This is a genomic window from Paenibacillus sp. 01L418 (genome assembly GCF_056400045.1).
Genome location: NZ_JBFTSN010000203.1, coordinates 1 through 11,257, shown reverse-complemented (window position 1 = coordinate 11,257; position 11,257 = coordinate 1). Strand labels below are relative to the sequence as shown.

At 37.7% G+C, this 11,257-nt stretch carries 11 protein-coding genes; all 11 read left to right on the top strand.

Annotated elements, in window-relative coordinates:
- A partial coding sequence (locus AC1DSE_RS21090) for a hypothetical protein (RefSeq protein ID WP_477528141.1) occupies positions 1-303 on the top strand: 303 nt, incomplete at its 5' end.
- 46 nt (positions 304-349) lie between these two features.
- Positions 350-874 carry a GNAT family N-acetyltransferase gene (locus tag AC1DSE_RS21085; protein WP_477511156.1) on the top strand — a complete coding sequence of 175 codons (525 nt, stop codon included), beginning with the start codon at positions 350-352 and terminating at the stop codon, positions 872-874.
- Positions 875-896: 22 nt separating this feature from the next.
- The gene (locus AC1DSE_RS21080) at positions 897-1,343 is read left to right on the top strand and encodes a DinB family protein (RefSeq protein ID WP_441883184.1); all 447 of its coding nucleotides are present in this window, start codon (positions 897-899) and stop codon (positions 1,341-1,343) included.
- Positions 1,344-1,565: 222 nt separating this feature from the next.
- Entirely contained in the window at positions 1,566-2,834 is a 1,269-nt protein-coding gene (locus AC1DSE_RS21075) for a glycosyltransferase family 39 protein (RefSeq protein WP_477528140.1), read from the top strand.
- A gap of 42 nt (positions 2,835-2,876) precedes the next feature.
- Entirely contained in the window at positions 2,877-3,362 is a 486-nt protein-coding gene (locus AC1DSE_RS21070; protein WP_477511154.1) for a DUF5412 family protein, read from the top strand.
- A gap of 367 nt (positions 3,363-3,729) precedes the next feature.
- Positions 3,730-4,998, top strand: coding sequence for an FAD-binding protein (locus tag AC1DSE_RS21065; protein ID WP_477528139.1), 1,269 nt, complete (start codon positions 3,730-3,732; stop codon positions 4,996-4,998).
- Positions 4,999-5,072: 74 nt separating this feature from the next.
- Positions 5,073-5,552: an SRPBCC family protein gene (locus AC1DSE_RS21060; RefSeq protein WP_477511152.1), complete on the top strand. Its 480-nt coding sequence runs from the start codon at positions 5,073-5,075 to the stop codon at positions 5,550-5,552.
- 96 nt (positions 5,553-5,648) lie between these two features.
- Complete coding sequence (locus AC1DSE_RS21055) at positions 5,649-5,960, top strand: ArsR/SmtB family transcription factor (RefSeq protein ID WP_339209257.1); 312 nt, start codon at positions 5,649-5,651, stop codon at positions 5,958-5,960.
- A gap of 1,303 nt (positions 5,961-7,263) precedes the next feature.
- Positions 7,264-8,046 carry a (S)-benzoin forming benzil reductase gene (locus tag AC1DSE_RS21050; RefSeq protein WP_477528138.1) on the top strand — a complete coding sequence of 261 codons (783 nt, stop codon included), beginning with the start codon at positions 7,264-7,266 and terminating at the stop codon, positions 8,044-8,046.
- Positions 8,047-8,063: 17 nt separating this feature from the next.
- Positions 8,064-8,669 (top strand): dienelactone hydrolase family protein, encoded by a 606-nt coding sequence (locus AC1DSE_RS21045; RefSeq protein WP_477511150.1) that lies wholly within the window; start codon positions 8,064-8,066, stop codon positions 8,667-8,669.
- Between the two features lie 410 nt (positions 8,670-9,079).
- Positions 9,080-11,257: phosphoenolpyruvate synthase (gene ppsA / locus AC1DSE_RS21040; protein ID WP_477528137.1), on the top strand; the 2,178-nt coding region annotated here is incomplete at its 3' end.

The following is an 11,257-nucleotide window of genomic DNA, read 5'->3' as shown; positions in this document are numbered from 1 at the left end:
AGGTTGTACAATAGGCTTCATAACATAGAAAGGGTATATCAGAGCATAGGTTCAATTAAATACATAATAGAAAATTTAATACATGTGATTGACCAACAAGATACAAATAAAATAAGCATTATGGCTAGTTCAGTCCATAATTATCCATCATTCATTTTAGGTAAATACAAATGCAACGCTGTAGATTTCTGGAATGAACAGATTTGCTTTTACAATAGAATTTATCAAAGTGACTTCATGAGTGATTGGAAATATTTGTTTTTTGAATATTATCCGAAGCATGAGCAATCACTGTTGCGTTAACCATTTAATAGGAATACATATTAAAATTTAAAAATGGAGTGATTAAGTGTTTCCGATTCTAGAGACAGAAAGATTGCAATTGAGAGAAATCGTTAAAGAAGATGCTCATAGCATCTTTCATTGCTTTTCCAATCATGATGTGACACGATATTATGGACAAGATACGTTAACAAATATCGAACAAGCAGAACCGTTCATTGCGTTTTTCGCGAAAAGCTACCAAGAAAATCGAGGCATTCGATGGGGAATTGAAATAAAAGGTAAAAAAGGAATGATCGGGACCATCGGTTTTAATGTTTTGTCTTTAAAACATAAGAGAGCTGAGATAGGCTATGAGCTTCATCCTGATTATTGGGGAAATGGATATGCAACAGAAGCCATTTCAAAAGTTATAGCATATGGTTTTAGCGAACTTGGGTTAACACGAATTGGCGCGATTGTTTTTATTGAAAATAAAAAATCCAATCAAATATTAACAAAACTAGGTTTTGAAAAAGAAGGGATTTTGAAAAACTATATGTATCAAAATGGTGTTGCCTATGATACAAACATTTACTCTTTGATAAAGTGAAGTTAATGAAAGGATGGAATCAATGAAAACAATTCAAAAGATGTATGAACATCTAAACTGGGCAAATCAACGTATTCTAGAAACTTTGCAAAATGTAGAAGTCGAGGATCAACTGGTGCGGTTATTTTCTCATATTCTATATGCCGAACAAGTTTGGATTGCTAGAATACAAGGAATGGACAGTTCACAAATGCCTATCTGGTCAGATGGTGATCTAGAATCCTGTGCAACACTTATTAAACAAAATGAAGAAAGCTTCAAAAATATTCTCACTAAAATCACAAATGCTGACTTAGATAACTTAGTTTCATATTCAAACAGTAAAGGTAAAGAGTTTATAACTTCCACACGAGATATTTTAACTCATGTAGCACTACATGGTCAGTATCATCGAGGACAAATTAATTTACAAATTCGAGCAAATGCTTTTGAACCCGTCAACATTGATTATATTTCTTTTGTGAGATAGAAATATCAATAGTTACGATTTGAATTACAGGTAAACGATAGTTATACTTTAGTTCTGGAGCAGTTTGCCATGGCAGCTGCTCTTTATTATTTATTAATACAAAGGTTCGTATGGCTCCAATACTTGGTCATAGTGATATATGATGAAGAAGGTCTGTACCCCTCGTTTTTGTAAGAGAAAGGTGTGTAAATCCTGTTTAAGCTTAATCATGTCTCTCGTCCTATGCGTACTACTTTATTCATTATTATCATTCTCGTTTTTTCGATTAGCACCGCATCTGTTCTGTTGTATGGCGATCACTTTCTCATTGGGTCATATGATAAACAAAATAATGACGACGTCAAATATGTAAATAGCGCTAAAATTTTATTGAATAAGCACACGATTGCTTATAACAGCGGCGATGAGCCGTCTGCTTTCATCATGCCAGGAATGCCAGTTGTACTGGCTGGTCTCATGCTCATCTTCGGACAAGGAGATGGAGGGGTTATGGCATTCCGAGTCCTTATGGCAGCCCTGCAGGCGTTCTCGATCTATTTGATTTTTATAGCAGCTAATCAGCTGTTTAATAGTAGAGCTGCTATAATAGCCAGCATCGCAACTGCGCTTTATTTGCCCGATTATTTTTCTTCAGGCGCCATTTTGTCGGAGACAATGTYCCGCACGTTGTTCATATTGCTTATTTGCTTTAGTCTTCTTGCCTTAAGGAGACAGGAAACGAAGTATTACATTATTTCGGCCGCTATTGTTGGGCTAGCATGTTATTTCAAACCGCATGCGGTGCTTTTTCCCGCGGTCTGGTTCATTTTATGGCTTGTGCAAAAGATATTTTGGAAAATTATAGTGAAGTATACAGCAGTTATTTCGTTAACGATGATCCTTTTGCTATCACCATGGTGGATACGGAATTACGTCACATTTGATAAATTCATTCCATTCACACAATCAGCAGGCAATCCAATGTTATTAGGCGCGCTTATCAACAACGACGCACCTTCAAAGGCTTTCTTCGACACCCATCTAGAATACGAGGGCATCAGTGAAAATCTATTTGCAGGCTCAGACGCTGCTCAAGCCGAAACAGCACAAAAGATTGTAAACTTCGGCTTTAAAAATCAACCATTAAAATACTTGAAATGGTATACGATTGATAAAGTATTTGGATTATATGCGGCTCCTTATTATTGGAAAACGGTATTTGGTGTAAATATTTGGATCGCGGGCATCTATCATGTCGTATTTATGCTATTGGGAGCAGCAGGTTTACTGATTACGCTTAAGCGAGCCTTCCGGCAAAATGAGATTGCTTATTTGTTTTTATTGCTTTCACTGGCCTATTTTACATTAATCTATATTCCTTTTGTCGCATTCAATAGGTATGGTTACCCGAATGTGTTTCTTTTCTTTATGAGCGCAGGTTTTTTTATCGACTGGGCGATTGCAAAGTATCAAAGTACGAGTGTGAAAAATCATGTCACTGCCAACCTTTAAAGGCTTCAACACACACGGGAATCGAAATGGATGGGAGGCTTTATGAAAAAAAGATATGCTTTCATGCTATTTATAGCAATCAGTATTTTATTTTTAATAGGATATAATAGATATTTTTATAGTTTTCAAGCTCTTAATAATAATGCTGTCATATTTAGTGGTCCGACCAAATCTCCGAATGGCGAATATAATGCAAGTGCATATTATATCCCTTACGGTGGCGCAGCAGGTGGCGTTTTGTATCTTGTCGAGGTTGAAGAAATCCAAACGGGCAAGAAAAAAACGATTTATTCAAGCAATCATAAAGACATTTTTTCTATGAATTGGAAATCCGCAGAAGTTCTTAAAATTAAAAATGAAAGTCCAGAATATAATGACCATAGGAATATAGAGTTAAATGTGAAGTCCGATATTTATGAAGAATCTGGAGCAGCATGTCGAAGTCTATTGTTAAAAGGAAAGTTTGAAAATTGTTATAAGGCCGATGACATTCAGGTGCCATTTATTCTTAAAATGATTGGTTTCTGAAAAGAGACACGGAACTCCACAATTTGAAATTACGATTGTTAAGATACATTGGCTTGATTAATTATGGTTTTAGTATTTAGCATACTTCATGTTGCAAACGGTACACCAATGCTTAAGGCTCAAATTATTATGAGAAAAGGTACAGCTCCTCTAAAAATATGAGGAGTTGTACCTTTAGTTTTTTCTATAGCTGCTTTTAAGCATAAGAGACAACATAAGAGATCTAAGGGTCATTGCAGTGGTATTTGATGTAATGTTCACCAGAACTAGTCACCGTGCAGGATACTTCCAAAATATATAGAATGTTTTTATAACATATCGATATTTTTGACAAATCTTTCATCAGATGTAGTGGGGGTATATGTTTATGGAAAATAATCGAAATTGGGCAGGTAACTATAGGTATAGCGCAGCGGAACTCCATGTTCCGGAAACATTGGAGCAAATACAAGAAATAGTAGCACGTAGCAATCGAATTAAGACACTTGGCACTCGTCATTCGTTCAATGGAATCGCTGATTGTAACGAAAACCTCATCTCTCTTCAAAAGTTTAACCGAATCATTGCATTAGACACTAAACACAATAAGGTTACAGTCGAGGGAGGTATTAGATACGGAGATCTGTGTCAATATCTGTATGAATTCGGTTATGCTTTGCACAACTTGGCGTCGTTGCCCCATATTACAATAGCAGGCGCATGCCAAACGGCCACACATGGTTCCGGTGACCAGAATGCTAATCTTGCTTCGGCGATTCATTCCATGGAAGTTGTCAAAGCGGATGGGAATAAGGTCGTATTCTCCCGTGATCAACAAGATGGGCTTTTTGCCGGGGCGGTAGTGGGGCTTGGAGGGCTCGGGGTTATTACGAAAATCACTCTAGATATAATCCCCACATTCCAGATGAGTCAATATGTATTTGATCATTTGCCTTTAGTTCAACTTAAAGACCATTTTGACGAAATATTCTCTAGCGCTTATAGTGTTAGTCTTTTTACGGATTGGAAAACGTCTACATTCAATCAAGTCTGGCAAAAGCGTAAGTTACCAGATCTTGAACACGCTGAAGTGGAATCTGATTTTTTTGGCGCCAAGCTCGTAAGTGTACCACGACATCCAGTGCCAGGTTATTCTGCAGAGAATTGCAGTGAGCAGCTTGGTATTCCGGGGCCATGGCATGAAAGGCTACCGCACTTCCGCATGGATTTCACGCCAAGTGCCGGAGAGGAACTACAGAGTGAATATTTTGTGCCGCGTAAAGATGCCTATCAAGCACTATGTGCGATTGACCGGATACGTGATTTCATATCGCCACATCTTTATGTGTCAGAAGTTCGTACGATTGCAGAAGACAATTTGTGGATGAGTCCTTGTTATAAGCAGGAATCCGTTGCTTTTCACTTTACATGGAAGGCGAATTGGGAGGCGGTCCGACAAATCCTTCCGATGATCGAGGAACAAATTGCGCCTTTCCATGCTCGCCCACATTGGGCAAAGCTGTTTGCCACGCCGCCTGCCCATCTTCAATCATTATATGAGAAGTTGCCTGACTTTCGGCAATTACTACTTCAAAACGACCCTCAAGGAAAGTTTTGCAACGGCTTCTTGAAAAACTACATTATGGAGAAACAATAATTCCTTTACAGTTATATAACCATATGGTAATGTATAAAATATAATATGGAAATTATAACTTTGGAGGGGATTGAATGGACGGTAAACTTCTACAATATGAAGGAAGAAGTGTGGTTCGGTTCGAGCGTTATCTAAATCATCCGATAGAAAAAGTATGGAGGGCGATAACTAGTCCCAATCAGATTGTCAATTGGTTAACTGCGCATGCTGAATTTGATTTGATCGTTAACGGAAAGATTACATTTCGTTGGGAGAATGGGGATCTGGTACATGGAAAGTTCACTATGGTCAATCCCCCAAATGAGCTCGAGTACACTTGGATAGAGAAGTCTTCAGGAGAATCAGTGGTTCGATGGGAGCTGCATGACGATGATAATGGATGCCATCTTCACCTGACTCATACGTTTTACGAGTCCGCTGAAGTTGCTGATTTTCTGGCAGGCTGGCATGTGCATCTAGACATGATTGATATGATTCTTCATGAAAAGCATGTCGACTTCCCTTCGGATCGTTTTAAAGACTTGCGCAAGAAATATGATTCGATAATGAATTGAGTTGTAAAGGAAGACAATGCTGATGCTCTTGCAGCGATTAGCACATCAAATTAAAATCCATTGTCGGTTGCGCATTCGAGTGGAGAGGACCAAGTGATGAGTAATAATATATTTGAAGTTTTGTCGGAACCGCACAGACGGTCTATGCTGGATCTATTGCGCATTCGCGAGCGATCAGTTGGTGAACTTGTAGATAAGTGTCAATTGAGTCAACCAGGTGTTTCTAAGCATCTAAGAGTATTGCGAGAAGCTGGATTGGTAGAGGTACGATCTGTATCTCAAAAAAACATCTATTCCTTACGCCCAGAGCCGCTTCAAGAAGTCGATAAGTGGCTGGAGTCTTATCGTCATTTCTGGTCCAGCAAGCTTGACGATCTCCAGTCCTTCCTTGACCAAGAAGAAGAATAGATACTTGATTAGAACTTACATTGACCATGATAAAGTCAGGAGATTATCCTGGCTTTTTCTGTGTTACACCATAGATGAAGATAGAGATTCGAAAATCGAATCTTATTGAACTAACGGAAAGCTAAGAACAATGATAATTGTGGATGAGCAGGCSCTTCGGCGGTCTGCTTTTTTTTATCTGAAAAGAAGTAGAGCGAGAAGTAAGACGGGGTACTATTAATGATAGAACTATTCATTACGATGGGAATGGGGATATAATTCAGGAAACAATAACACTTTTTAGCAATTTCCGCTCCATATCCTTATGAATTAGAATAATTTATTCATAATGCTAACTAATAACATAAAGTAAATTTTTCATTTTGAAAATTTCAATTGGAATGAAGGGGATGTAGCACCGTTGGAGAGAGTTCATGACGCTGCATTAAATAGTTTCTGGGTTGCAGTGGTCGTTTCGTTGATTCTTATGTGTTTTTATCCGCTCAGCTTCTTATTTGAGGTTCATATGATGTTTTATATGTACGTGCTGCCGTTTTTGATATTATTTCTGTGGATATTCACTCTTTTGTGCTTATGCCCTGCTTTTTATTTAATAGATCTGTTACTCAAAATTAAAAAAAGGAGATTAATTCCATCCATGCTTGCTCACGCATTTACCGGATTGATGATTTCCACAATGATATATTCCCTCTGTGTCGGCAAATTAGAATGGAATTACTTCTACTGCGTACCCGGAATCCTAAGCGGCTTTATGTTCCCAGTAATGGAGCGTTGGAATTAGAGAATCATTTCTTGCTTTAGCAGAAAGGATTGAACTACTTGAAGCCTATTATCATTTTGTACATATTGCTTCTGTTCGTAATGGGATGTCAAAGCAAAGAGGACAAGTCAATAATTAAGGAGGTTTCGTCCGAATCCATTACAGTTCGAGTCAAAGTGTAAAGAGAAGAAGCATCAAAAATTAAAATTCATACCGAATTGGTGAATACAGGCGATAATTTCATTGGGATCATCCATGGCGACCCTTTGACTGGAGCAGTCGTCGGAGAGCGATCTAATCGCCCAGATATTATTTATAGTTTTGTTGGTATCTCAAAGTCATTAGCTAAGAATGAAGTATACAGTTTCGATAAGGACAAAATGATTAATATTACACCTGAAGATCAAATTCTTTACACTGAAACCATATTTTCGATTAATGGTGAAAGGAAGACCATAGAATTAAATATTAATTTAGATGAAGTTGATTAAAAAGTATCTTTGAATTCCTAATTCAAAACTTTAAAATTGGAGGCGCATATTTATGGACTATTTTATAATAACCGGCACATCAAGAGGAATTGGACAAGCTATTGCAGAGCAACTTATCTCATCAGAGCACTATTTATTTTGTATTTCACGCGAAAGAAATCATTCGTTAACAAACAAAAGCAAGAACATAACCTATTTAGAATTTGATTTACACGACATTGATCAAATCGAGGCGTTAATGAACCGAATTTTTTCAGAAATTGATCTGTCTAAATCCACTGGTGTTTATCTCATAAACAATGCTTCTATGATCGCTCCTGTTGCATTTATTGATTCGGCTGCTGTTAACGAAATAACAGGAAACATTCATGTTAATCTGCTCGCACCTATTTTACTGACTTCTACATTTATGAAGCATACGAAAACCTTTTTAGGCAAAAAGCGCATTTTAAATATATCATCCTCCTCAGCCAAACATCACCACCCTGGCATGAGTCTTTATTCGGCATCCAAAGCAGGCTTGGACGTATTCACTCAATGTGTAGGTCTTGAACAAAGCCACACCCAAACACCTGTCGGTATTATTTCTATATGGCCAGGAATGATTGATACGAATTTGCAAAAGGAAGCAAGAACTCAAGACCAAGCAGCTTTCCCATCTGCTCAGCTATTCGGAAAGGCCAAAGATGCCGGCATGCTGACGACACCAGAWGAAACCGCACAACAAATAATAGCGTTTTTGTTTACAGAGCATTTTGAACATGGTGCTATCGTTGATATTTATGACTATTCGAAGCTTCAACAACATGTTGACACTCCAAACAAAAACACTTAACAAAGGCGGCTGAAATAATGATTAGCATAATTAACGGTTCTGAAACTTTAATCATAGTCATTCATGAAATCTATGGCATTAACCGTCATATGCAACATATTTGTCAATCACTAGCGGATCACGATTTTGATGTTATTTGTCCAAATCTTTTGGAACAAGAAGTACCTTTTGACTATGCAAAAGAGGAAACTGCATATCGTCATTTCGTAGAAAATGTAGGCTTTATTAAGGCTTCGAACCAAATTAAGCATCTCGTATCCGACAAGAGGGCTAATTATAAAAAAGTTTTTCTTGCCGGATTTAGCGTAGGAGCAACAACTGCTTGGTTATGTTCAGAGGAAGCAGAGGTTGATGGGATAGCAGCATACTATGGTTCACGCATTAGAAACTACACGGAATTATTACCTAAATGTCCAATGATATTATTTTTCCCACAAGAAGAATTGTCGTTTCATGTAGATGAATTAATTTCGATTTTAAGCAAAAACGATGCGAATGAAATCCATAAATTTAGCGGACAACACGGCTTCAGTGACCCGTATTCTCATAAATACAATGAACAATCCGCACAAAAGGCCTTTTCTGAGATGGTAGGCTTTTTCCATAACATAGAACGATTGTGATCCCATCGTAGGAAGCAAATACATTTGGTTGTTTGTAGACTGCCTGTTAACGGAGTTTAACTTTAAGAGGGCTATCATCGGTAATTTTACAGTAACTATTTTATTATTGGGGCGATAGAGTGGAAGAGAACAATTCATATCCTAATAGGACCCGAAGGTGATATGAAGTAACGGAGCCCGGCACGAGCTCTGCTTTTTAATGCGATAATGTTAGAGGGAAATCAAAAAAGAACCCGGATAATTTTATCAGGTTCTAAACATTTGCATATAAACAAACACGATGATATAATCGTTTCACGTCTTCGGAAATAATTTTGAACATAAATGTTACATCTTACAATTTTATTTTATCATGCTGGTAAGCTCTTGTCAAATCTTTTTCTCAATTTATTGGATAGGAGAGATATTGAATGCGTTCTTTAGTTCTCGGTTTTCAGGAAATGGAAAAAACGCAATTTTCACTCGTTGGAGGAAAAGGGTTGAATTTAGGGGAATTATCAAAAATCGAAGAAATTCAAGTACCAGAAGGATTTTGCGTTACAACTGAGGTTTATCAAAGAGCCTTCGAACATAACGAAACGTACTATGCATTGTTGAATCAACTGACAACGTTAAAAGCAGTAGATCGAGACCAGATTGGTGAAATTAGCAGAAAGATTCGACAAATCATTATGGAGGTAGAAATTCCTTCTGAAGTTGTGAAAGCAATTACACACTATCTCTCACAATTTGGTGATGAACATGCTTATGCCGTACGTTCTAGTGCGACTGCTGAAGATTTACCACATTCTTCTTTTGCTGGTCAACATGACACCTATTTAAATATCATCGGCAAAGAAGCAATCATTCAGCATATCAGTAAATGTTTTGCATCTCTATTTACGGATCGCGCGGTAATCTACCGTATGCAAAATGGATTTGACCACAGTCAAGTTTATTTATCCGTTATCGTTCAAAGGATGGTTTTCCCACAGGCTTCGGGCATTTTATTTACCGCCGATCCGATCAGTTCTAACCGAAAGCTGCTCTCCATCGATGCCAGCTTTGGACTTGGAGAAGCGTTGGTTTCTGGCCTAGTTTCTGCCGATTGTTATATCGTACAGGGAKGGGAAATCGTCAACAAAAGGATAGCAACCAAAAAAGTGGCTATCTATGGATTAAAAGAAGGAGGAACAGAGACAAAGCAAATCGATCCTGAACTACAGAAGACACAAACACTTACTGAACAACAAATTTTACGATTGGCGCTCATCGGAAGACAGATCGAAGCTTATTTTGGTTGTCCACAAGATATCGAATGGTGTTTAGTTGATGATACATTTTATATTGTACAGAGTCGTCCAATTACAACCTTATACCCGATCCCTGAAGCGAATGATAAAGAAAATCACGTCTATGTTTCTGTTGGTCATCAACAAATGATGACCGACCCCATAAAACCATTGGGACTGTCTTTCTACCTGTTAACGACCCCTGCAACCATGCGAACAGCTGGTGGAAGATTGTTTGTTGATATCACACATAGCCTGGCTTCCCCTGTCAGTAGCAGTATTGTAATAGATGCCTTGGGAAAATCCGATCCCCTCATAAAAGACGCGCTTATGACTATCGTAGAGCGAGAAGATTTTATAAAATCAACTCCTGATGTTAAACAAGTACCTAGTCCCATTAAAAGCAGTAAAGGTAAGACGTTTTCCGATATTCAAGCACAAATCGAAAATAACCCGACAATCGTTTCTGATTTAATTAAAAGTAGTCAAACATCGATAGAAGAGTTAAAACAAAACATCCAAACGAAATCAGGATCAGATTTGTTTGATTATATTTTAGAAGATATCCAGCAATTAAAGAAAACTCTATTTAACCCACAAAGTTCTGCTGTAATTATGACTGGGATGGATGCTTCATCATGGATTAATGAAAAAATGAACAAGTGGTTAGGTGAAAAAAATGCAGCAGATACGCTTTCGCAATCTGTACCAAACAATATTACTTCGACAATGGGTCTGGCACTATTGGATGTCGCTGATGTGATTCGTCCTTATCCAGAAGTAATTGATTATTTACAATATGTAAGAGAAGATAACTTTTTGGATGATCTAGTTAAGCTAAATGGTGGGAAAGAAACCCAAGACGCTATCTATGCTTATCTCGACAAATATGGGATGCGATGTGCCGGTGAAATCGATATGACAAAAACTCGTTGGAGTGAAAAACCAATTACACTTGTCCCGATGATTCTAGGCAACATCAAAAACTTTGAGCCTAATGCCGGCAAGCGAAAATTCGAACAAGGGCGACAGGAAGCTTTGGAAAAAGAACAAGAGTTATTAGACCGATTAAAACAATTACCGGATGGTAATCAAAAAGCCGCAGAGACCAAACAAATGATCAGCTTAATCCAAAATTTCAGCGGATATCGTGAATATCCAAAATACGGCATGATTAGTCGATACTTCGTATATAAGCAAGCTTTATTGAAAGAAGCCGAACAGCTCGTACAAGCGGGCATTATTCATGAAAAAGATGATGTATACTATCTTACTTTTGAAGAATTTCGCGATGTCGTAGCCACAAATATACTGGAT

Excerpts from the sequence above, each read along its gene's own strand:
- AC1DSE_RS21065 (WP_477528139.1), top strand. The coding sequence starts at position 3,730 with ATGGAAAATAATCGAAATTGGGCAGGTAACTATAGGTATAGCGCAGCG.
- AC1DSE_RS21060 (WP_477511152.1), top strand. The coding sequence starts at position 5,073 with ATGGACGGTAAACTTCTACAATATGAAGGAAGAAGTGTGGTTCGGTTC.
- AC1DSE_RS21080 (WP_441883184.1), top strand. The coding sequence starts at position 897 with ATGAAAACAATTCAAAAGATGTATGAACATCTAAACTGGGCAAATCAA.
- AC1DSE_RS21070 (WP_477511154.1), top strand. The coding sequence starts at position 2,877 with ATGAAAAAAAGATATGCTTTCATGCTATTTATAGCAATCAGTATTTTA.
- AC1DSE_RS21055 (WP_339209257.1), top strand. The coding sequence starts at position 5,649 with ATGAGTAATAATATATTTGAAGTTTTGTCGGAACCGCACAGACGGTCT.
- AC1DSE_RS21045 (WP_477511150.1), top strand. The coding sequence starts at position 8,064 with ATGATTAGCATAATTAACGGTTCTGAAACTTTAATCATAGTCATTCAT.